We start from the raw sequence: 22,000 nt of genomic DNA, 5'->3' as shown, positions 1-22,000 counted from the left end.
CGGTTACTCGCTGAGCCAGGCGTCGAAGAACTGCAGCCGCGCCGATGCCTCGAACTTCAGGTCCTGCACGGTACCGACGGCGCCGATGGCCTGGGACAACTCGACGGTGGGCAGCCACAGGCCGTTGTCGAGGATCAGCTGCTGGGCCCGTTCGATCAGCTCGCCGCGCTGCTGCGGATCGGTCGTCCGCAGTTGAGCGGCCAGCACCTCGTCCAACTCGGGGATCGGTCCGCGCGCGTTGAGGTTCCGTCCCTCGATACCGAAGGCGGTCCGCAGGATGTCACCGTCGGCACGGGTGCTGTTGTAGTAGGTGGAGTCGTAGTCCTTGGTTCCCTGCCGGGCGGTCTGCTCGGCGGTCGACACCAGGTCGAGACGCAGGTCGACACCGACCTGGCGCAGCTGCTGCTGCACGAGCTCGAGAATCGCCTGGTTTCCGGCGAACACGGAACTGAACGTCACCGAGAAGCTCAGCGGTGTGCCGTCCTTGGCGCGAATCCCGTCCGGTCCGGGCACCCAGCCCGCATCGGCCAGGATCTTCTTCGCGGCGTCCGGGTCGTAGGTGACGTCGTCGAGGGCGACGTAGTCGGGTGTGCGGGACGCGAGAGTGCTCGTCGCGGGCGTGAAGTCGGGCCCGAGGACCGTGTCGACAAGCTCCTGCCGATTGATCGCCGGTACGAGCGCGGCCCGAACAGCCGGGTCGGCGAGGACTCCGCGGGTCACGTTGGGCTGGAAACCGAAGGGAATGCCGGGGTTCGAGGTGGTGAGGATGCGTCCACCCGCGCCCTCGATCTGCGGCACGTCCTGCGGAAGCGCGTCGGAGACCGCATCGAGCTGGCCCGACGCGAGCGAGCCGCTGCGTACCCCGGACTCGGGGACGATGGTGAACTCGATCTTGTCGAGGTACGCCTCGCCCTCGTGCGCGAACACGTCGGAGCCCCACGCATATCCGGTGCGCTTGGCGAGGGTCGCCGACTTGTCCTGGACGTAGCTCTCGTACACGAACGGTCCGGTGCCGGACAGGTCGCCCGCGCAGCGCTGCTCGGCGGACTTCGCGATGTCCTTGTCGGACAGGAACCCGAGCTGCACTGTCGACGTGGCCTGCAGGAACTGGGCGTTCGGTGCCGCGAAGTTCACCTGCACGGTGCGCGGGTCGACGACAGTGGAGCCGGTGTACCCCGACAGGTAGCTCGCGCCGAGCGCCGCCTTCGCCGGCGTCAGAGTGCCGAGAATCGCGTCGAAGTTCTTCTTCACGGAGTCCGCGGTGAACGGTGTCCCGTCGCTGAACGTCACCCCGTCACGAAGGTGGAAGGTGAAGGACGTCGCGTCACCGCTCACGTCCCAACTCTCGGCGAGCCACGGCGTCAGTGCACCGGTCTCGGGATCCTGGTCGGTGAGCGAGTCCACAACCTGCCGTGCCACATAGATGGTCTGGTTCGAACCGGACTGGGCGGGGTCCGCACACGTCGGCGCGCCCGAGAGGCCGTAACGCAGGGTCCCGCCCGCCTGCGGGGCACCGGCACCGGCCGACGAGTCGGTCGTATCGGCCGACCCGCACGCTGTCAGTCCGGCGGTGAGCGCAGCCGATGCGACGACTGCGAGCGCTGCGCGACGTCGCGCAGCCGAGGAAGTGAACGAGAAGGACACCGAGGCTCCATGATCTGAGGAAGGGGAAGGCTGTTCGAACCCAGAGAGGTCGACGAGTGACAGAAGTCCGCCGAGACCCGGCACAGGTCGATGTGCAGCCGCGACCATGCGGTCACCAGGCCCTCACCGATCACGCCACTTCCTCCATCGTTCCCGGCAGTAGCACCCTCACCTGTCCACAGGGGGTTGCTGCGACGTCGTCGATCCGGGTCTCTCGGTCGCTCTGGATGGTCGTTTCACACGCTAGCGATCACGGCGTACGGGGCGAACCCTTTGCGTCATCACGATCGCAACTCTTCTCACGGACACGACAGGGCTGTTCGAGGCCGCAAGCGATCCTGGTCAGCCTCGCCGGGTACTTCTTCGACCTCACGCGCCGGGTATCGGGCAGCAACGCGCTGAACTCGGTCCTGCACGGACTCTTCGACTTCGCGCTGATCAGCGGTTCGATGATCCTGCTCGATCAGCAGTCCTACCTGGGCGTGTTCGCACCGATCCTGGTCTGTCCGGTGCTCGCCATCGTTCTGCTCGTCAAACGCCGCGACATCGAGTCGCACAACGCCGACGAAAGCCCCGTCACACCAACGGCGTGACGGGCCCGCCGAGGCGGTCGACCTAGAGCACGTCTCCTGATTCGCGAGGCACTTGAGCCAGGTGCACACCGCCGAGAGGCGGTGCCCCACTGTGGGTCGGATTCCTACGTCTTCGGCCGTCAGGTAGATGTGCCGATTGCAGTCCCGCGGCTATTGGTGAAGATGGCTACCTGGTCCTCAGGCCGGGGCGATACCGAGTTCCGCACCCACGTACGACATGTCGTCGACGCCCTGGAAATTCGAGAATGCCTTGAAAGCAAGCTCGTTGGGGTGAGCCACTCCAGCGACGTCGCGCAAGGTCACCATTGTTCGAACGGCCAGTTCGTGCATGGTGGGATATGTGGTGTCCCTTCCGGTCGGCGGGCCCAGCCAGATCGGCGCGTCGACAGCCCCGAGATGATCAGGCGCCCACCGCCACCCGAGAACGCCCATCAACCGGTCGATTTCCTTCAGATCCGATCCTGCCCGATCCCAGAACATACACTCGCTGTCGATGTCACCACCGGAGTTGTGGAACTGCACGAACTGATTGCCCGGTCCTTGTCGAGGAACATCCAGGATGACAACGCCCAGCCACGGCAAAGTCGCCAGAACCCACTCGAACCGCGTGACGAACTCGTCCCACCCTGCGCACCGTGCCGGAAGGCCGGACAACGTCGGACGGTCGGAAGCGACCTCGCCCACAGCCTGTGTGTCGGTGGGGCCGAAGTTGTCGTAAGAGCTGACACGGAGCCGGTCAGGAGTCGTACCCAATCCGTCATGCAACACCGCGACGATTGCACCGGCGATCACGTGTCGTTGGTCGTCGGCGGTGTGGCGCCATCCCGTTCTCCACTCCCGCGGATACTCCTCGACACGCCGGCCCCCGTGATCGACGTCGTGATCGCGGCCGATACTGATGTCGACAGGCGTCCACAACGGCTCGTCGAGTGGCACCATACGACCGGACTCACGGTCACGGACCATGGAAAACAACGTGGTCCGCTGCGACTGGATCACCGCCCGCAATCGGGCAGCCGTCACCGGTTCCTCGGGCACCGTCACCCTGATGTCAAGTCCTTTGTCATCCTCCCTGAACAGGATCCGCTGCCCGGTCAACGTGTCGCGCAACTGAAGGCTGTCGCCATTCGTCGGCGAAATCAGCGTCTCGTTGTTATCCCAGTCCGGGTACAGCACCAGTTGGATGTCCTCAAACAGACTGGTCCAAACGTCATCAGCCACAACCACTCCCCGTTTCCGAAACCTCCCGACAACCTCCCGACAAACCTACCGACACGCCCCGACACGTACGTTTCCGCCGCCGACAAACCATCCGCCTCGGCAGCAGGGCGACAATCTCCAGACTGTCGAACGCACTACATTGCCGCATACCGATCGTTCGGTAACGATTGCGGTCTGGTGACGAGAATCGGAGCGCTACAACGTCACCGCCGTTACGCCGGTGACGGCACCTGAGGCGAAATCCTGACGGTCCTGCCGGCGCAGCCCGACGCGGCCGGTGACATCGACTGGACGGTGTCGGTGGACTCGGCCGTTCACGCGGCGACCTGGGAACGAAGATCCACCAGCTTTCCGATGGGAACGGGCGACCGCTGGTGGTGCTCGTCGGGCCAGGTCGGGCAGGCGCCTCGCCGGTGTTCGCGTATCTGATGGACTGCCTGTCGTCCCGCGGATCGGTAGCGGGCCGGCCTCGAACCCGGTCCGATGCGGTACTCGGCGACAAGGCTCACTCCTCGAGATTCAACCGGGCCTGCGGAAAAATACAAGGGCCGCAATGTCGTCGAGCGCTCCTTCGCTGCTCTCAAGCAGTGGCGTGGGTTGGCCGCGCGCTATGACAAGCTCGCCCTCACCCACCGAGCTGGCGTGCTCCTGTCGGCGGTGTGCACTTGGCTCAAGCGACCTCGCCGATCAGGAGACACTCTCTAGCCGACGGGGACGGGGTTCGCCGGAATCGGCAAGCCCAGATTGTCGCGGAGCGTCGAGCCACTGTATTCGGTACGCAGGGCCCCTCGGTCCTGGAGCAGTGGCACGACCTGGTCCACGAACCCGTCGAGACCCGTTGGCACGAGATGTGATCCGATGATGAACCCATCCGAGCCGTTGCTCTGGACGAACGTGTCGATCTGTTCGGCGATCTGCGCTGCGGTACCCACGATCGGGCCGCGTTCGAACTGGTCTGCGACGGTCTCCCGCAGTGTGAGCTTCTTCGCCTCCGACACGGCACGCAGCTTCGCGACGGTGTCGAACCGGTCCTGGTGGATGAACGCGCGACCCTGGATGATCGGCGGCGCCTCCGGATCGGGGTCGATGTCCGGGATCGGCCCGTCCGGGTCGTATGCCGACAGGTCTCTGTTCCACAGCTGTTCGAGCAGGATCAGTGCCGTCTGCCCGGTGACCTGTTGGTCACGGATGTCGAGGTACTTCTCTCGGGCGTCGGCTTCGCTGTCACCGATCACGAAACTCGCCGACGGCAGGATCTTGAGGTCGTCGGGACTGCGACCCGCGGCGACCGCGCGCCCCTTGACGTCCCGGTAGTACTCCGACGCCTCGGGCAGGCTTCCGTATGGCGAGAAGATCGCGTCGGCGTTGGCGGCGGCGAAGTCGCGCCCCTGCGGCGACACTCCCGCCTGGAGGAGTACCGGCCGGCCCTGCGGGCTGCGGGGCACCGTGAAGCGCCCGCCGATGTCGAACTGGCTGCCGCGGAACTCGAAGGCGCCTGCATCAGGACGGCTCAGGAACCGGCCGGTCACCGGGTCGGCCACGATGTCGTCGTCCCGCCACGAATCCCACAGCTTCCGCACTGCTTCGACTGCCTCGTCCGCGCGGACGTACCGCTGCGAGTGCGGCAGGAATCCGCCGCGCCGGAAGTTCTGGCCGGTGAACGCGTCGAAGGAGGTGACGACGTTCCATGCGGCGCGGCCGCCGGACAACCGGTCCAGGGTGGCGAACTGCCGTGCCAGCTCATAGGGCTCGTTGAAGGTGGCGTTGATGGTGCCCGCGAGGCCCAGGTGCTCGGTGACCGCGGCGAGCGACGCGAGGACCGTCAAGGTGTCGGGACGCCCGATGACGTCCTGGTCGAAGACCTCACCGGCACGTTCTCGCAACGCGAGACCTTCGGCGAGAAAGAAGAAGTCGAACTTTCCGCGCTCGGCAGTCAGGGCGGTGTGTTCGAAGGAGTCGAAAGCAATCTGACTGCCTGCATCCGGATGCCACCAGGCGGTGTGGTGGTTGACGCCGCCCAGATATGCGCCGAGGATGACCTGCTTCTTGGCTGTGCTCATGGGTCTCTCCTGAGTTCAGGCTGCGGGGGCGCCGTAGCGGTTGGGTACGGCGGTCGGCAGTGCGAGCAGTCCGCGCAGCGACGTGTCGGGGTACTCGGTGCGGAACAGTCCGCGCCGCTGCAGTTCCGGAATCAGCGTCGTGGTCACTGCATCGAGGTCGTCCACCGCGACGCCGGGACGAATCCGGAACCCGTCGAAGCCGTGCCAGGACTCGAGCAGATCCGCGAGTTCGTCTGCGCTGCCTGCGAACACCGTCGCGTCGCTGACGAATTCGTTGCCCGCGACGTCGTCGAGTCGGCGCAACCGGTCCGAACCGGACGCTCGATCGGTGTCGAGGAAGACGAGCACGTCCGCGTACACGCGGAGCGGCTCACCGCCGCGGCCCACGCTCTCCGCGGCCGCTGCGACATCGGCCAGCACCTGCGGGCCGTTGGTCTCGGTCGGTGTCGTGAACACCAGATCGGCTGCACGCGCGGCCAGTTCGTAGGCGACGTCCCGGTGGGCGAGCGCGGTGACAACTGGCTGCCCTTGAGGCGGTCGCGGCGTGATCGACGGTCCGCGCACGCTGAAGAACCGCCCCTCGAAGTCGATGTGATGCAGTTTGTCGCGGTCGATGAATCGCCTGGTCGGAACGTCGCGGATCTCCGCGTCGTCCTCCCAGCTGTCCCAGAGTCGGCGCACCACCTCGGCGACATCGGCGGCCTCGTCGAACAGGTCGGCCACGAACCCGGGAAGTTCCCCGTTCACCAAGGCCTCCCGGTCGCTTTTGTCGAGACCGGGAACGTCACGACGCCCGAAATGCGCGGCCTCCTGCGCCGACGACGACACCTTCACCTGCCATCCCGCGCGACCACGCGACGTGTAGTCCAGCGTCGCCAGGGCCTTCGACACGTGGAACGGCTCGGTGTGGGTGGTGGTGATCGTCGGTATCAGGCCGAGGTGCCGCGTCGTCGGGGCGATGCGTGCGGCAACGAGATGCGCGTCCAAACGCGCCCGCACCTGATCGACCGCGTCCGGGTCCTGGGCGACGTACGGGTTGCCCGGCACCGACAGGCTGTCCTCGATGGTGAGGAAGTCGAGCAGCCCGCGCTGTGCGGTCGCGGCGAGGTCGGTCCAGTAGTGGCCCGAGAACAGTTCGTGGGGACGCGAATTCGGCTCGCGCCAGGCCGCGGGATGCCAGCCGGCGCCGTCGAGCGCGACACCGAGATGGAGTGGGTGACGTCGGGTCATGCGAATGATCTCCTCAGGGTCGGGACGGTCGCTCTCAGTGCGGGGGCCACCTCGGCCTGGAACAGTTCGAGGCTCGCGCGTTGCTCCGCGGTCGTCAGCCCGCCGCGATCCGCGGTCAGGTGCATGACCTCGTGCCCGAGACGGTCGTGGTAGCGCAACACCTTGTCGACGACCTGCTGCGGACTGCCGATCAGTGCGGAACTGCGGTCGACGAAGTCCTCGATCGACTCGAACACCACCGGCAGCCCGGTTTCCCGCGCGAACTGCAGTCGCTGCTCGAACAGCGGTCGGTAGCGTTCGACGGCCTCCTGCGACGTGCGGGCCACGTACAGCCCTGCGGTGCCTGCGCCGACACGGGCGTCCGCCGGGTCGTGTCCGTAGGCGATCCAGCGCTGCCGGTAGTGGTCGATCAGGTCGGCGTACGGCTCGATGGGATTGGTGACGTTCGCCGAGAACACCGGGTCGCCGTACTTCGCGGCGAGGTCGACGGAGTCGCGGCTGGTCGCGCTGCCGTGCCAGATCGTCAGGCGCGGCTGCAACGGCCGCGGCACCGTGACCGCGTCGGTCAGTGGCGGCCGGAACTTCGCATCCCAGGTGACGCTCTCGTTCTCCCACAACGCCCGGAACAGTTCGTACCCTTCATGATTGCGCTCCCACTGGTCGTCGGGTGTCACGTGAAACAAGTCGGCCTGGGCAGTGCCGTTGCCCTTCCCGATCATGAGCTGGAGCCGTCCGCCCGAGAGATTGTCCAGAGTGGAGTAGTCCTCGAAGGCGCGGACCGGGTCGAGCAGGCTCAGCGTCGTCACTCCGGTCCACAGTTCGAGAGTGGAGGTCCGAGCGGCGATGTTGCTGAGGACCACCGGCGGCGCCGACGCGAGGAACGGCCGCTCGTGGCGCTCCCCGACGGCGAACCCCTCGAAGCCCAACTGCTCCGCGAGGACAGCGGTGTCGACGACCTCCTTCAGCCGGGCCGCGGGGTCGAGCCACTCACCCGGCACGGGGTCGGGTTGGTGGGTGATCAAGCTGAGGAGCAGGAATTTCACGCGGAGTGTGCCTTTCGGATCAGGTGCTTCTCGAACGGATGCGGACCGATCTCCTCCGACGGCCGCGTCGGATCGAACAGCGCGGTGTAGTCGGCCGCCAGGTACAGCGCGACGGCCTCGGGCTGACGCCACCCCGTCGTCAGGTAGATGCGGGTGTAGCCGCGCATCATCGCCTCCACCTCGAGTTCCGCGAGAACGATTCGGCCGAGTCCGCGGCGCCGATGCCCCGCCGACGTCCAGATGCGTTTCAGTTCCGCCGTCGTCTCGTCGTAGCGACGGAATGCGCCTCCCGCCACCGGCTCCCCGTCCTCGACGAGGATCAGCAACGCCCCGTCCGGCGGCGCGAACTCCTCGCCCGGGTGAGTGGTCAGCGCCTCGAACTGTTCCTCGAAGGGACGCTCGTACCGGGTGCTGTACTCGTACGCCAGTTCCTCGAGAAGGGGCGCGGCGAGCGGATCGTCCTGCATTACCGTGCGCACCTCGAGTCGACGAGAACCGGCCGTCATGCGACCACCGCCGCCCGCGGTCCGAACCGGAACGGCTCCGGGGACCTGACGTCCCCTGCGGCGAGCCCGGCGACCAGGTCGCCCACCGCGGGCGCGAACTTGAAGCCGTGTCCGGAGAACCCGGCAGCGACCGTGACGTCGCCGAGTCGGTCCACCACGAAGCGACTGTCCGGAGTGCTGGTGTACAGACAGGTGTCGGCCGCAGCGGTGGACGCGTCCACTCCGGGCAACCACGCCGAGGCGTAGTCGGCAAGGCGCTGCACACCGTCCGGGTCGGCCCGGAAGTCACGCGTGTCCGGATGCACCACCGGGCCGGTGCCGTGCTCACCGATCTTGATGCCGGACTCCGAGCCGAGTCCGTAGATTCCCTCGCCGGCCAGCTCCGCTCCGGGGTGATGGACGAAACTCGGCCACTCCGCATCGATCACCGGGACGAAGTGAGCAGGCTGCTCCTGGGTGGTCCGCAGTGGCGGTAGCACGGGCGTCGGCCGGATGCTCGTACTCGCGAGCAGACTCCTCGTCCAGGCACCCGCGGCGAGCACCGCATGGCGGGCCCGGATCACACCGGTGTCGGTGACCACCTCGACCCCGGTTGCCGCGCCGTGGATCTCGCGTACCGCGGCCCGATGCCGCACCTCGGCGCCTGCGCGCTGCGCTGCGTCCTTCAAAACCTGTACCGACCGGTCCGCGTGCAGACGACCCGCCGCCGGATGGAACAGCACCGAGGTGTCGAATCGCATTCCGGGCCAGCGCTTCTCCGCCTCCGCCGGGTCGAGGACCTCGTGTGCGATCCCCAGCGTTGCGAGGGTCTTTGCGCGGGTCAGTGTGCAGGCGGGGTGCCCGTGGTCCACCGCACCGGTCAACGTCAGTACCCGGGTACCGGCGATCTCCTCTGCTGCACGCCACAGCGGCAACGCGCGACCGGCGAGGGTGGTGTGGAAATCATCCTCGTACGCCTGCCGATATATCCGGGACGTGCCGTGCGAGGCGCCGCGCCGGTGGCCCGGTCCGAACTGCTCCAGCAACACCACCGACCGCCCGCGCGCCGCCAACCGCCACGCCGCGGCCGACCCGATCACACCACCTCCGACGACCACGACGTCGACCGGTCCGTTCACCTGCACCATGTCGCTACTGCTTCTTCGGCAGGCCGGGCGGGTTGATCTCGGACACGTCGAGCGCTTCGGTCTGGATTCCCCACCGCTCCAGCACCTGTGCGTACGTACCGTTCTCGATGAGGTGATCGATCGCCTCGTGGATCGCACCGACGAGCCCGTTGTCCTTCTTCGTCAAGACGGCGATCTCACCCTGGAGGTCGAGGCCCGCACCCGAGAAGGTCCCTACGACTTCGGTTTCACCGGTCTGCAGAGCGTGGAACGAGGACGACGGATTCGGGCCGACGTAGGCGTCGATCCGGCCGGAGCCGAGCGCCAGGTAGTAGTCGGTGGCCTGCTGGTAGTACAGGATCTCGGCGGGCTCGAGTCCGGCCGCCACGTTCTGCTCGTTCCACTCGACCAGCAGGGCTTCCTGGTTGGTTCCGGAGCCGACGCCGATCTTCAGGCCTGCGATGTCCTTCGGTCCCGAGAAGGTGATGCCGCTGCCCTTCTTGACCTCGACGGCCAGGCTGTCGAGGCGGTAGGTGGCGAAGTCGTACTTCTCCTTACGCTCCTCGGTGACGGTGACGTTCGAGATGAACGTGTCCGCTTCGCCGGAGTCGATGCGGACGAAGTTCTGCGCCCAGTCGGCAGCGGTCAGTTCGATGTCGAGGCCGAGGACGTCGCCGATGAGATACGCGATGTCCGTTTCGGATCCGATGATCGTCTTGTCGTCGTCCGCGTAGAAGCGCAGCGGCGGCGCCGTGCCGGCCGACCCCGTGACGATCAGCGTCCCTCGGTCCCGGATCGCTTGCGGCACCTTCGCGGCGATGTCCGGTACTTCGTCCGTGGTGATGCGGTTCTGCTCGGCCGTCAGGTTGTATCCGGCTGCGGTCGCGGCGTCAGGTTCGGCGGCCTCGCCCGAACTGCACGCGGCACCCGCCAACAGGGCGACGGCGGTCAGAGCCGAGGCGAACAACCTCGTGCGGCGGATGGTGGCGGACATCGTTTCCTTCCTGGATCTTTCGTTGAGAGACGTTCAGAGCACGCGCGACAGGAAGGCGCGAGTGCGGTCGTGGGTCGGGTGGTCGAGCACCTGTCGCGGCGGGCCCTGCTCGACGATCACCCCGTCGTCCATGAACACGACGGTGTCCGCGACCTCCCGGGCGAACCCGATCTCGTGAGTGACGATGACGAGGGTCGCGCCCGCGCCCGCGAGGTCTCGGATGACGTCGAGGACCTCGCCGACGAGTTCGGGGTCGAGGGCCGAGGTGGGCTCGTCGAACAGGATGACGTTGGGGCGCAACGCCAGCGCGCGGGCGATGGCCACCCGCTGCTGCTGACCGCCCGACAACTGCTTCGGATAGTGGTCGGCCTTGTCGGCGACGCCCACCCGGTCCAGCAGCTGCCTGGCCTCGGCTGTCACCTCGGTGCGGTCGCGGCGCTGCGCGGACACCGGCGCCTCCGTGACGTTCTCGAGAACCGTGAGATGCGGGAACAGGTTGAAGTTCTGGAAGACGAACCCGATCTTCGAGCGCTGACGCAGGATCTCCCGGTCCCGCAGCTCGCGCAGGACGTTGCCGCGGCGGCGGTACCCGACGAGTTCACCGTCGATGCGGATGGTGCCGCGGTCTACCTTCTCCAGGTGGTTCAGCGTGCGCAGCAGCGTCGACTTCCCCGAACCGGAGGGGCCGAGGATCACCGTCACCTCACCCTGCCGGACGGTCAGGTCGACACCCTTGAGAACCTCCAAGGCGCCGAAGGATTTGTGCACCCCGCGCACGTCGACGGCATGCACTGCCTGCACCTCGGGGCCCGTCACCGTGTCGCTCCCCTCGGTGCGCCGTGACTGGTGTCGCGGATCTCGCGATACTTCGCGACCACTCTCTGCCACGGCGTCAGCGGCAAGGCGCGAGCCGATCCGCGGGCGTAGTGCCGTTCGATGTAGTACTGCGCGATGGACAGCAACGTGGTCAGGACGATGTACCAGACGGTCGCGACCATCAACAGCGGAACCACGCGGCCGTTGCGGCCGAAGATCACCTGTACCTGGTAGAAGAGTTCCGCGATCGCCATCGTCGACACGATCGAGGTGCCCTTGAACAGGCTGATGACCTCGTTGGCGGCGTTCGGCAGGATCGAGCGCATCGCCTGCGGCAGAACGATCTTCACGAACTGTCGGCCGCGCGGGATGCCCAGCGCGTTCGCCGCCTCGATCTGCCCGTGGTCGACGGAGATGATGCCTGCCCGGACGATCTCCGCGGAGTACGCGGCCTGGTGCAGGGCGAGACCGACGACCGCCGCGGTGAACCCGGAGATCACGCCGGTGACGTTGAACTCGAGGAACCCAGGCCCGAACGGAATTCCCAGCGTCAGCGTCTGATAGAGGTAGGCGATGTTGAACCAGAACAGCAGCTGCACGATCAGCGGGATCGACCGGAACGCCCAAACGTAGGTCCACGAGATCACCTGCAGCACCGGATTGTTCGACAGTCGAGCCACTGCGAGCAGGACACCGAGGCCGAATCCGAGGACGGTGCCCCACAGCGTGAGCTCGATCGTCGTCCACAGCGCGGACAGCACCGACGGGGCGGTGAAGTACTGCGCGAACGTCGCCCAGTCCCAGCCGGGGTTCACGACCAGGCCGTGCACGAACTGCGCGACCAGTACCAGTGCGGCGGCCGCGACGACCCAGCGCCACGGGTGCCGGGTGGGGACGACACGCAGGTCGGCCTCGTCGGCGACATCGGTGACAGCCGGCGGCGCACTGACAGCCGGCGCGCTCACAAGCGGATCTCTGACACGGTCACGGGCGACCTTTCGCGGTTGGGACGGGGCGGCCGATGCCGTCCCGTCGCGCCGACCATCGCTCCCGGCGGTAGCACCCACACCCACTGGCGGGGGGTTGCTGCGACGTCGCTGAGCCGGGTCTCTCGGTCGCTCTCGATGGTCAACTCTCGCGATGAAATGTCCCCCAACCCGCCTGCACGGTCACCCTTTGCGTTCGAGGTGATTCGAAATACACGGCCCGACGGGTCACGCCGTGAGCGAGCACAATGGGTCCATGGCGAACACCGAGCAGACCCCCGGGTGGACCTACCTGATGGACATGGACGGGGTCCTCGTGCACGAGGAACACCTCGTACCGGGCGCCGACAAGTTCCTCGCCGAACTACAGGAAGCCGGCACCCCGTTCGTGGTGCTGACCAACAACTCGATCCGAACGCCCCGCGACCTGCGCGCCCGCCTGCTGCGGACGGGTCTCGACATCCCCGAGCAGTCGATCTGGACGTCCGCGCTGGCCACCGCCACCTTCCTGCACAATCAGCGCCCCGACGGCAGCGCGTACGTCGTCGGCGAATCGGGTCTGACGACGGCCCTGCACGACATCGGGTACGTCCTCACCGACAGCGACCCCGACTACGTGGTGCTCGGCGAGACCCGCACGTACTCGTTCGAGGCGATCACCACCGCGATCCGGCTCGTCGAACGCGGCGCCCGGTTCATCGCCACCAACCCCGACGCCACCGGCCCGTCCCGTGACGGCTCACTACCTGCGACCGGCTCGGTCGCCGCGCTCATCACCCGCGCGACCGGCCGCGAGCCGTACTACGTCGGCAAGCCGAATCCGCTGATGATGCGGTCCGCGCTGCGGGCCATCGGCTCGCACTCCGAACACACCCTCATGATCGGCGACCGGATGGACACGGACGTCGTCTCGGGACTCGAAGCGGGGCTGCAGACCATCCTCGTCCTCACCGGCATCTCCAGCCGCTCGACCGTCGAGGCGTACCCCTACCGCCCGACGCTGGTCCTCGACTCGGTCGCCGACCTCGTCGGTCGCACCCACGACCCGTTCGCCGCCGCCTGACCCTCCCCCTTTCTTCCTGAATGGCCCATCCATTCAGTCAGACTTCCTGAATGCGCCATTCAGGAAGGGCGGCGGGCATAGGGCGGGTCAGCGCAGGGGCAGTGGTCGGCCGGCGACGACGAGGACCACCGACTCGCACTCGGCTGCGACGGCGGTGTTGAGCCTGCCGAGCGCGTCCCGGAAGCGGCGGCCGGAGGCGGTGGCGGGGACGACGCCGCTGCCGACCTCGTTGCTGACCACCACGACGGGCACCCGCACCCGGCGCAGCGCGGACACCAGGCCGTCGACGTCGGATTGCACTGCAGCCCAAGATTGTTCGTCGTCCCAGGCGCCGTGGGTGTCGATGCGTCGGGTGAGCCAGGCGCCGAGGCAGTCGACGAGCAGCGGGCCGGTCGCCGAATGCAGGACGCCCACCAGGTCGTCGGTCTCGACGGTGCGCCAGGTGTCGGGTCGCGACGCGCGGTGGCCGGCGATGCGAGCGGCCCACTCGGCGTCACCGCGTGCGGGAGCACCGGTCGCGACATAGGTGACGTCGTCGCGGTCCGACAGCAGTCGCTGCGCGTGGGTCGACTTTCCTGCTCGGGCGCCGCCGAGGACCAGGGTCCGGCGCGGCGCCGACGACCCGAGGGCACCGTCTCCCACCGTCACCACCGTCCCGTCCGGGACGATGCGAACACCCCACGGCCGCAACCGGTCCGGCAGGTCGACAGGATTGTGGTGTCCGAGGTGGACGGCGATCACGTCGGTGCCGTCGACGACCGCTCCGACGCCGCGCAGGGCCGCGAGGGCACGGGGGAAGCTGACCAGGTCGAGGTGGTCGGGCTCGTGCTCCGCGAGATCACCGAACGTTTCCTCCAGGAAGACGGTGTCGTATCGCGCATCGCGCACCGAGCCCAGCTGTACCGCGTCGAGCGGTCCGGTGTCCGTGGCCCACAGCATTTTCCGGCCACCTGCCGCGACCTCGTAGAGGACAGAGTCGCCGTCTCGGTGCACCCGGTGGGCAGCGGGCAGCACCCGGACGCCGTACTCGCCGACCGTCAGTGCGTCGCCGGGCGCAACCGGAATCCACCGGACCGGGTCGTCGGGTCCGACCCAGTCACGGCACAGGTCCAGCGCTTCCGGCGGGCCGATCACGTCCAGCGGCTGCTCGCGCGCCACCCACGACCGCATCAGCAACGCGAGAGGTCCGACGTGGTCGGGGTGGGCGTGGGTGAGCAGGAGGTGCCGCACCCCGGACAGTGTCCGCCCCGCGTGCATCGCGGCCCGCGGCACCTCGGGTCCGCAGTCCAGCAGCAGGACGTCGTCGACGAGGCCTGCCGTCTGGGAGCGAATCTCGCCGCGCTCCAGCATGATCCGGCACGAGGCGCACGTGCAGAACGGGTTGGGCCAGCCGTCGGCGGCGCCGGTGCCGAGGAGCACCACCTCCATCACCGGGCACCGCCGCGCGCGACCGGCAGGACGACGGGACCTCCGGGCCGGGCCAGAACTTCGACGCGCGCACCGTAGACCTCGGCGATGCGCTCGACGGTCAGCACCTCCGTCGGGGTTCCGTCCGCGACGACGGCGCCCCCGTCGAGCATCACGATCCGTCGCCCGTACTGGCCGGCGAGGGTGAGGTCGTGCATAGCCGCGACCACCGTCAACCCCTCCGAAACTCGAAGCTCCTGGACGAGGTCGAGCACCTGCTGCTGGTGTCCGATGTCGAGGGCGCTGGTGGGTTCGTCGAGCAGCAGCACCCTCGGCTGCTGGGCGAGGGACCGGGCCAGGACCACCCGCTGCAGTTCGCCACCGGACAGATCGGTGGCGGGCCGGGACACCAACGCTCGCAAGCCGAGTCGATCGACGAGGTCGTCGACGACGGCACGGTCGTCGGAGCTCTCGCTGCCGAACCGGGGCAGATGCGGGGTGCGTCCGAGGGTGATGAGGTCGCGCACGGTGACGCCGTCGGGGACGACGGGCCGCTGCGGCATCAGTGCCACCGACCGCGACATGACGCGCCGCGACGCACGCCCCGGAGCGTGGCCGTCGACGAGTACCTCGCCCGTGGCGGGCACCAGCCCGGCGAGGGCGTGCAGCAGCGTCGTCTTGCCCGCACCGTTGGGCCCGACCACCGCCACCCATTCGCCGTCGTCGACGTGCAGGTCCACCCCGCCCAGGACGGCGACCGTTCCTCGTTCGACGCGCAGACCGGTGCACGAAATCACGCGCTCACCCGCCCGCGCCGCAGGACGAGAAGGAAGAACGGTGCTCCGATGGCGGCGGTGACGACGCCGATCGGCAGCTCCGCCGGGGACATCACGGTGCGGGCCACGACGTCGGCGAGGACGAGGAACGCGGCGCCGACCATCAGAGACAGCGGCAGCAGCAGCCGATGTCCGGGCCCGACGAGGAGCCGGACCGCGTGGGGCACGACGATGCCGACGAACCCGATGAGGCCACTCACCGAGACGACGGCGGCGGTGCCGAGGGTCGCGACGCCGATCAGGACGAGCCGTACCCGGTCGGGGTTGATGCCGAGGCTCCCGGCCTCGACGTCCCCGACGGCCATGACGTCGAGGGTGCGTCCGTGCAGCAGGACGACGGCGACGGACACCACGACGTACGGCAACACGGTGAGCACGTCGGACCAGCCGTCGGTGGACAGCCGCCCGAGCAGCCAGGAGTACACCTGGCGGAGGGTGTCGTCATTGCGCTGCATGAAGAACGTCTGGATGGCATTGGCGAACGCGGCGACGGCGACGCCTGCGAGGATGATGACGACCTCGGTGCGTCCGCTGCCGACGGTCCGTCCGAGCGCGTAGGTGGCGCCGACGGCGAGCATGCCGCCCGCGAACGCGGCGATCGGGACGCCCGCGAACCCGGCTGCCCCGCCGACGGCGATGGCGAGGGTCGCGCCGAGCCCGGCGCCACTGGACACGCCGAGCAGGTACGGGTCGGCGAGCGGGTTTCGGAACACGCCCTGGTAGGCGGCGCCCGCGATGGCGAGGGTCGCGCCGACGAGCGCGCCGAGGACCACGCGGGGAATGCGGATGTTCCACAGGATCGACTGTTGCCGGGCGGTCAGTCCGGAGTCGACGTCGATGAACGGCAGCCTGTCGATCACGTCGAGGATCACCCCGGACGGCGTGAGCCCGGCGGGTCCGACGAGGATGCCGAGCAGCATCGCTGCGAGCAGCACGAGCGCCGAACCGGCCAGCACGAGTGCGCGTCTGCGGGACACGGTTACCCGGTGGGTTGGACGGTGACGGCAGTGACGGCGCCGCCGTCGGCGGGGACTGTGCTCACGATGCCTGCGACCTCGCGCATGAAGTCGACGACGCGCGGTCCCCACCGTGACGCGAGGTCCTCGTCGACGACGTGGACGTTGCCGCCGCGGACCGCTGTCAGGTCGGCCCACCCGGCGCGCTTCGCGACGGTGTCGGGGGTGACGCCGCAACACTGGCCGTCCGCGAGGAAGATCAGGTCCGGGTCCTGTTCCACGATGAACTCGGCCGACAGTTGCGGATACCCGTCGCCTCCGGTCGCGATGGAGGTGAGCCCGAGCATCCCGTAGATCTCACCGATGTAGGTGTCGTCGGTGACGGAGTACAGGGTGTCGTCGAGCTCGTGGTAGTACCGCAGCGGCGTCGCGCGCGCGGGCACACCCGCGACGATCGCGTCGATGTCCGTCTTCATCCGCGCGACGAGTTCGGCGGCGTCCCCGACGTGTCCGGTGGCCGCACCGATCTGCTCGATCTGCGCGTACGTGTCGTCGAGGGTGCTCGCCGCCGGGAGGATCAGCACCTCGACGCCCGCGTTCTCCAGACCGGCGACGAGGTCGCCGGTGTCGGCGTTCGCGACGACCAGGTCCGGCTCGTACCCGAGGATCGCCTCGACGTTCGGCGTGTACCCCGAGAGGTCGGTGACGGGGACGCCTTCCGGGTAGTCGGACCGGTCGTCGACGGCGACGACCTGATCACCCGCACCGACGGCATACAGCATCTCGGTGCTGGTGGGGCTGAGCGAGACGATCGCCTGCGGGACGCCGGGCGCCGCCGTCCCGGTCGACGGGCCGTCGCCGCTCTCGTCGTTGCCACAGCCCGCGGCCAGGAGTACGAGAGCGGCGATGCCGGCGGTCACCAACCGGCGCGGGGTCAGGTGCACAGCAATCCCTTCGGACGCGTCAGGCCAACGCTTGCGCGAAGTCCTCGAGCAGGTCGTCGGTGTCCTCGAGGCCGACGGACAGCCGGACCACCCCGTCGGAGAGTCCGATCGCGGCGCGTCCCTCGGGACCCATCGCGCGGTGCGTCGTGGTCGCGGGGTGGGTGATGAGGGACTTCGAGTCGCCGAGGTTGTTGGAGATGTCGACGACGCGCAGCTTGTTCAGCAGCTCGAACGCCTTCTTCTTCCCCTCGCCCTCGGCTGCCGCCAGCTCGAAGGTGACGACGGTGCCGCCGCCACTCATCTGCGACGTCGCCAGGTCGTACTGGGGATGCGACTCGAGGAACGGATACTTCACCCAGCTGACGGCGTCGTCCGCTTCGAGGAAGCGGGCGATCCGCAGTGCGCTGTCGGTGGAGTGCCGCACGCGCAGCGGCATCGTCTCGAGGCCCTTGAGCAGGGTGTGCGCGTTGAACGGGCTGAGCGCCGGTCCGGTGTGGCGGATCAGTTGCTGCACGGGTCCGTCGATGTAGTCCTGCGGGCCGAGGATCGCGCCGCCGAGGACGCGGCCCTGACCGTCGATGTGCTTGGTGCCGGAGTACACAATGACGTCGGCGCCGAGGTCGAGGCTGCGCTGCAGCAGCGGGGTGGCGAAGACGTTGTCCAGCACCACCTTCGCGCCCGCGGCGTGCGCCATCTCGGACACCCTGCGGACGTCGACGAGGGTCTGCATCGGGTTCGAGGGGGTCTCGAAGAACACGGCCGTGGTCGGCACCGACAGCGCCTGCTCCCACTGGTCGAGGTCCTCGCCGTCGACGAACACCGTCTCCACGCCCCAGCGCGGGAGGATCTCGTTGCAGACCACGAAGCAGGATCCGAAGAGGCTGCGTGCGGCGACGAGGCGGTCGCCCTTGCCGAGCAGTGCACCGAGCGCGGTGAACACCGCGGACATGCCGGACGCGGTGGCGTAGCAGCCTTCCGCGCCGTCGAGCAGACGCATCCGCTCCTCGAACATCTTCACCGTCGGGTTGCCGTACCGGGAGTACACGAAGTGGTCGATCTCGCCGGTGAACGCCTGCTCCGCCGCTTCAGCGGACTCGTAGACGAATCCGGAGTTGAGGAAGATCGCCTCCGACGTCTCCTCGAAACCGGAGCGGATCGTCCCGCCGCGGACGCCGAGCGTCGCGGGGCGGATGGTGTCGGGGAGCGGCTTGGAGAACGAACCGCCGCGGGGAATCGCGCTCACGACTGCCTCCACGCGAGTCCGACCGAACGCCAGCCCGCACCGCCGCGGTGACCGTCGTCGTCCAGCCCGCCTTCGAACCCGTCGAGAATGTTGTAGGCCGGGGCAATGCCCGCGGCGGTCGCGGCCTCGGCGGCACCGATCGAACGCTGACCCGAACGGCACAGGAAAATGACCTCGGCGTCGTCGCCGCCCGTCACGCCCGCAGCCTGGAGCTGGTCGACGAACGACGTGTTGCGGTCACCCGTGAACGACACCCACTCGATCGTCAGGGGCTCGCGGCCCAGCGCGGTGAGGTCGGGGACGCCGACGAATCGCCACTCGGCTTCGGTGCGGACATCGACCAGGACGGCCCCGGGATGCTCGCGCAGCAGGTCCCATGCCTGCTGAGGGGTCAGGTCACCTGCGTAGGTCATGGGCATAGCTTTTCACAATCCCTTCCGGCGCCTCACGCCGCCGCCGCTTCCTTCACCGCGTGCCCGACCTGGGCGCGCAGCGCGGCGAACCGCGCGGAGCCGCGCAGATCGTCCGCGTCGACGCCCCCGCGGGGCAGGTCGACGGTCAGGTCGAGTGCGACCCGGCCCGGCTGACGTCCCAGGACGACGATGCGCGACCCCAGGAACACGGCCTCGTCGGCGCTGTGCGTGACGAACACCGTGGTCCGAGTACTCCCCGAGTCGGCCCGCAGGTCTTCCTGCAGGCGCTCACGGGTGAGGGCGTCGAGTGCGGCGAACGGCTCGTCGAGCAGCAGCAGCGACGTGGGTACCGCCAACGCGCGGGCGATCGCCACCCGCTGCTGCTGCCCACCGGAGACCTGCCAGATCCTCCGCTCGGCCAGCCCCTCCAGCCCGACGCGCCCCAGCAGGTCGGCGCGACGCTCCTCCCGCTGCGCCCGCGGCACCCCGGCGTAGTCCAGGGCAAGGTCGACGTTGCCGCCGACGGTGCGCCACGGCAGCAGCCGCGGCTGCTGGAACACCACTCCAGCCGTCGCACCGGGGACCGGGGCGCGGCCCGCCACCCTGACCTCACCGTGCGTCGGCTCCTCGAATCCGGCGATCAGCCGCAGCAGTGTGCTCTTGCCGCAGCCCGAGGCACCGACGAGGACGAGGAACTCGCCGTCGGGCACCTCCAGCGACACCGGCCCGACTGCGGTGACCGACCCGTAGTCGTGCCGGACGTCGGTCAGCCTGATGCGCGGCCCCGCGTTGGTGCCGGGCGACACCGCGCTACTGCTCGACGGCACCGGGCAGACCGGTCACGTAGAGCGCGTCCTGGAAGTCCGCGAGGTCGGGGGCGGACGGGATCTGCTTCTGGTCGGCGAGGAACTGTGCCGCGCTGTGCAGGTTGTTCGCGAGGGCACCGGGGGCGGCGTCGACGCCGAGCCACTGCGCCGACGCGACCTGATCGGGGCTCAGGAACACGGCCTGCTTCAACTGGGACCTCGCCTCATCGGGCGTGATTCCCGCCTCGGCGGCAACGGCTTTCGCTGCCGCATCAGGATCGTCCGCGATCGTGGTCAGCGCGCGGGCCTGCGCGCGGCGCCACACGTCCACGACGTCGGGGTGGTCGGCGGCGAATCCGCCCGCGACGACCGCGAGGTCGAGCGTCGGCTTCCCCGCATCGGCGAGCTCTCGACTCGTGATCAACGTGGTTCCGTTCGCGCGGACCTCGTCGAGCGTCGGCAGCCAGGTGTAGACGGCGTCGATGTCGCCGCGCTGCCACGCGGCTAGGGATGCCTGCGGCTGCAGGTCGATCAGCTGGACGTCGGCGGCGGAGAGTCCGGCCCGGTCGAGGGCGGCGAGCAGGCTGTAGTGCGCGGTGGACGCGAACGCGGTGGCGACCTTCTTGCCTCGCAGGTCCTCGACCTTGGCGATACCGGTGCCGTTGCGGGCGACGAGGGCCTCGTTGTCCCCGGCGACGTCGAGGATCCACGCCACCTTGTAGTCGATGCGCAGTGGATCGGACAGGCCCCGCGCGACGGGGCTCGACCCGAGTGCACCGAAGTCGAGTTCGCCGGCGACGAACGCGGTGTTGACGTCGGCGCCGGAGTCGAACTTCGTCCACTTGATCGTGTAGTCGGGCAACTCGTCCTCGAGCCATCCACTGTTCTTGACGATGAGGTCGCCGCTCGGGAACGTCTGGTAGCCGACCCGGATGACGGGCTTGTCGCCGCCGGAATCGCTGCCGCCGTCCACCGAGCAGGACGCCACGGTCAGCACGGCGAGTGTCGCGGCAGCCGCCGCGACGAGGGCGCGGCTCAACGATCGTGGGCCGCGCCCGGGGGACTTGTTCATCTCGTGCCTCTCAATGGGTGCCCCGCCAGGGGACCGCTCGTCGTTCGACGAGGCGGAGCAGGGCATCGATGGTGAGTCCGGACAGCCCGATCGCGAAGATTCCGACGAGGACGACCGGGGTGTTGTTGTAGTTCGAGGCGTCCTTGACCATGCCGCCAACGCCGGGGATGCCGTTGAACAGTTCGGCGGCGACCACCGACGAGTACGCGATGCCGACCGCGAGCCGGATGCCGGTGAGTGTTTCGGGGAGTGCAGCGGGCAGGACGACGTCGCGGATCACCTGGTACCGGTTCGCGCCGACCGCCCGCGCCGCCTCGATCAGCCCGATCGGCGCGCCGAGCACCGCCGTCGTGGTGGCGACCGCTGTCGGCGGCAGGGCGGCGAGCGCGAGCAGCGCGATCTTGGGTGCCTCGTCGATGCCGAGCCAGATGACGAGCAGGAACAGGTACGCGAGCGGCGGGAGTGCGCGCAGGAACGTCAGCCAGGGTTCGAGGATGCGGCGAATCCAGCCGACGGTGCCCATCGCGAGGCCGAGCGCGACGCCGCCGACGATGCCGATCACGACGCCTGCCGCGACCCGCCGCAGTGTCATGTAGACGTGTTCCCACAGCAGGTAGCCCTGGTAGCCGCGGACGCCGTCGTGGGTGGTGGAGGCGTCGACGGCGGCGGACCAGACCGTCGAGGGGCGGGGGACGAAGACCTCACTCCAGATGCCGCTGGACGCGGCCAACTGCCAGAGCCCGAGGAAGACGAGGAGCGAGAGCAGGGGCAACCCGAGGGTGGTGGCCCATCGCCGCCTCCCGAGCCGCCGGAGTCGGGCCTTCGCCCCGAGGCGGGTGTGGGTGGGTACGGATTGCGCGCGGGCCGCGGCGCCCCGATCGAGCGTCGCGGACATGACGATCATCGAACCGCGTGTGACGAACCCGACCCAGTGTTGCGATCGGTGTGATCACAACACTGGTCACGGCGTCCACACTGGCGAATCATCCCCCTCACAAACACCGCTTGTGCCCCCTCAACGAAGGGTGCCCTAGCGGAGTTTCGCTCGGGAGTGGAGGATC

Annotated in this window: 23 protein-coding genes and 2 riboswitches; of the genes, 3 read left to right on the top strand and 20 right to left on the bottom strand. The window is 68.6% G+C overall.

The genetic code is table 11. The features are described from left to right. Positions 1–3 precede the first annotated feature (3 nt). Positions 4–1,644, bottom strand: a complete 1,641-nt coding sequence (locus FFS72_RS14805) for an ABC transporter substrate-binding protein (protein WP_137874643.1) — start codon at positions 1,642–1,644, stop codon at positions 4–6. Then, positions 1,560–1,760, bottom strand: coding sequence for a putative leader peptide (locus FFS72_RS27055; RefSeq protein WP_349303995.1), 201 nt, complete (start codon positions 1,758–1,760; stop codon positions 1,560–1,562). Before FFS72_RS27055 ends, FFS72_RS14805 begins: the two co-directional genes overlap by 85 nt. 25 nt (positions 1,761–1,785) lie before the next feature. After that, a riboswitch (SAM riboswitch) is annotated at positions 1,786–1,878 on the bottom strand. On the opposite strand from FFS72_RS27055, the gene FFS72_RS14800 reads away from it, so the two are divergent. Beyond that, entirely contained in the window at positions 1,872–2,237 is a 366-nt protein-coding gene (locus tag FFS72_RS14800; RefSeq protein ID WP_349303994.1) for a hypothetical protein, read from the top strand. (Overlaps the previous riboswitch by 7 nt.) 177 nt (positions 2,238–2,414) lie before the next feature. Here FFS72_RS14800 and FFS72_RS14795 read toward each other — a convergent pair whose 3' ends face one another. Further along, entirely contained in the window at positions 2,415–3,458 is a 1,044-nt protein-coding gene (locus FFS72_RS14795; RefSeq protein ID WP_137874642.1) for a TY-Chap domain-containing protein, read from the bottom strand. Positions 3,459–3,941: 483 nt separating this feature from the next. Between FFS72_RS14795 and FFS72_RS27125 the strand changes: the two genes are divergently transcribed. Further along, positions 3,942–4,163 carry a transposase gene (locus FFS72_RS27125; RefSeq protein ID WP_137874641.1) on the top strand — a complete coding sequence of 74 codons (222 nt, stop codon included), beginning with the start codon at positions 3,942–3,944 and terminating at the stop codon, positions 4,161–4,163. Here FFS72_RS27125 and FFS72_RS14785 read toward each other — a convergent pair. Genes FFS72_RS14785 through FFS72_RS14750 form a run of 8 tightly spaced genes read right to left on the bottom strand, consistent with a single transcriptional unit; the run spans position 4,160 to position 12,178 of the window. Beyond that, positions 4,160–5,518 (bottom strand): NtaA/DmoA family FMN-dependent monooxygenase, encoded by a 1,359-nt coding sequence (locus tag FFS72_RS14785; RefSeq protein ID WP_137874640.1) that lies wholly within the window; start codon positions 5,516–5,518, stop codon positions 4,160–4,162. The two genes, FFS72_RS27125 and FFS72_RS14785, sit on opposite strands and share 4 nt — an antisense overlap. Positions 5,519–5,533: 15 nt before the next feature. Then, positions 5,534–6,748 carry an LLM class flavin-dependent oxidoreductase gene (locus tag FFS72_RS14780; protein ID WP_137874639.1) on the bottom strand — a complete coding sequence of 405 codons (1,215 nt, stop codon included), beginning with the start codon at positions 6,746–6,748 and terminating at the stop codon, positions 5,534–5,536. Beyond that, positions 6,745–7,791: an LLM class flavin-dependent oxidoreductase gene (locus FFS72_RS14775; protein ID WP_137874638.1), complete on the bottom strand. Its 1,047-nt coding sequence runs from the start codon at positions 7,789–7,791 to the stop codon at positions 6,745–6,747. The genes FFS72_RS14780 and FFS72_RS14775 overlap by 4 nt, the downstream gene beginning before the upstream one ends. Then, positions 7,788–8,297 carry a GNAT family N-acetyltransferase gene (locus FFS72_RS14770; RefSeq protein WP_137874637.1) on the bottom strand — a complete coding sequence of 170 codons (510 nt, stop codon included), beginning with the start codon at positions 8,295–8,297 and terminating at the stop codon, positions 7,788–7,790. The genes FFS72_RS14775 and FFS72_RS14770 overlap by 4 nt, the downstream gene beginning before the upstream one ends. Further along, positions 8,294–9,424, bottom strand: a complete 1,131-nt coding sequence (locus tag FFS72_RS14765; protein WP_137874636.1) for an FAD-dependent oxidoreductase — start codon at positions 9,422–9,424, stop codon at positions 8,294–8,296. The genes FFS72_RS14770 and FFS72_RS14765 overlap by 4 nt, the downstream gene beginning before the upstream one ends. A gap of 4 nt (positions 9,425–9,428) precedes the next feature. Next, complete coding sequence (locus FFS72_RS14760; protein ID WP_137874635.1) at positions 9,429–10,397, bottom strand: ABC transporter substrate-binding protein; 969 nt, start codon at positions 10,395–10,397, stop codon at positions 9,429–9,431. Between the two features lie 33 nt (positions 10,398–10,430). Further along, positions 10,431–11,213 (bottom strand): amino acid ABC transporter ATP-binding protein, encoded by a 783-nt coding sequence (locus FFS72_RS14755; protein WP_137874634.1) that lies wholly within the window; start codon positions 11,211–11,213, stop codon positions 10,431–10,433. Then, positions 11,210–12,178, bottom strand: coding sequence for an amino acid ABC transporter permease (locus FFS72_RS14750; protein WP_137874633.1), 969 nt, complete (start codon positions 12,176–12,178; stop codon positions 11,210–11,212). The genes FFS72_RS14755 and FFS72_RS14750 overlap by 4 nt, the downstream gene beginning before the upstream one ends. 73 nt (positions 12,179–12,251) lie before the next feature. Further along, positions 12,252–12,344, bottom strand: a riboswitch (SAM riboswitch). A 111-nt stretch (positions 12,345–12,455) separates the two neighbouring features. Here FFS72_RS14750 and FFS72_RS14745 point away from each other — a divergent pair. Next, on the top strand, positions 12,456–13,262 hold the full coding sequence (locus FFS72_RS14745) for an HAD-IIA family hydrolase (RefSeq protein WP_137874632.1): 807 nt from the start codon (positions 12,456–12,458) through the stop codon (positions 13,260–13,262). Positions 13,263–13,349: 87 nt separating this feature from the next. On the opposite strand, the gene FFS72_RS14740 is transcribed toward FFS72_RS14745, so the two are convergent. The 9 genes from FFS72_RS14740 to FFS72_RS14700 are packed head-to-tail and all read right to left on the bottom strand — an operon-like array spanning position 13,350 to position 21,834. Beyond that, entirely contained in the window at positions 13,350–14,690 is a 1,341-nt protein-coding gene (locus FFS72_RS14740; RefSeq protein WP_137874631.1) for a bifunctional adenosylcobinamide kinase/adenosylcobinamide-phosphate guanylyltransferase, read from the bottom strand. Continuing rightward, complete coding sequence (locus FFS72_RS14735) at positions 14,690–15,466, bottom strand: ABC transporter ATP-binding protein (RefSeq protein WP_137874630.1); 777 nt, start codon at positions 15,464–15,466, stop codon at positions 14,690–14,692. The genes FFS72_RS14740 and FFS72_RS14735 overlap by 1 nt, the downstream gene beginning before the upstream one ends. Next, positions 15,463–16,425, bottom strand: coding sequence for a FecCD family ABC transporter permease (locus FFS72_RS14730; protein WP_249353322.1), 963 nt, complete (start codon positions 16,423–16,425; stop codon positions 15,463–15,465). Before FFS72_RS14730 ends, FFS72_RS14735 begins: the two co-directional genes overlap by 4 nt. Before the next feature lie 59 nt (positions 16,426–16,484). Then, a complete protein-coding gene (locus FFS72_RS14725) occupies positions 16,485–17,405 on the bottom strand; it encodes an ABC transporter substrate-binding protein (RefSeq protein WP_137874628.1) in 921 nt (306 codons plus the stop codon). A 19-nt stretch (positions 17,406–17,424) separates the two neighbouring features. Then, positions 17,425–18,648 carry an O-succinylhomoserine sulfhydrylase gene (locus tag FFS72_RS14720; protein ID WP_171018687.1) on the bottom strand — a complete coding sequence of 408 codons (1,224 nt, stop codon included), beginning with the start codon at positions 18,646–18,648 and terminating at the stop codon, positions 17,425–17,427. Continuing rightward, positions 18,645–19,061, bottom strand: coding sequence for a rhodanese-like domain-containing protein (locus FFS72_RS14715; RefSeq protein ID WP_137874627.1), 417 nt, complete (start codon positions 19,059–19,061; stop codon positions 18,645–18,647). Before FFS72_RS14715 ends, FFS72_RS14720 begins: the two co-directional genes overlap by 4 nt. 32 nt (positions 19,062–19,093) lie before the next feature. After that, positions 19,094–19,867 (bottom strand): ABC transporter ATP-binding protein, encoded by a 774-nt coding sequence (locus tag FFS72_RS14710; protein WP_137874661.1) that lies wholly within the window; start codon positions 19,865–19,867, stop codon positions 19,094–19,096. Positions 19,868–19,871: 4 nt separating this feature from the next. After that, positions 19,872–20,939 (bottom strand): taurine ABC transporter substrate-binding protein, encoded by a 1,068-nt coding sequence (locus FFS72_RS14705; RefSeq protein ID WP_137874626.1) that lies wholly within the window; start codon positions 20,937–20,939, stop codon positions 19,872–19,874. A 10-nt stretch (positions 20,940–20,949) separates the two neighbouring features. Then, a complete protein-coding gene (locus FFS72_RS14700; protein WP_137874625.1) occupies positions 20,950–21,834 on the bottom strand; it encodes an ABC transporter permease in 885 nt (294 codons plus the stop codon). Between the last annotated feature and the right edge of the window lie 166 nt (positions 21,835–22,000).

Source organism: Rhodococcus sp. Q, assembly GCF_005503035.1.
In the GTDB taxonomy this organism is placed as follows: domain Bacteria; phylum Actinomycetota; class Actinomycetes; order Mycobacteriales; family Mycobacteriaceae; genus Rhodococcus_G.
This window is presented reverse-complemented; position numbering and strand designations above follow the sequence as displayed.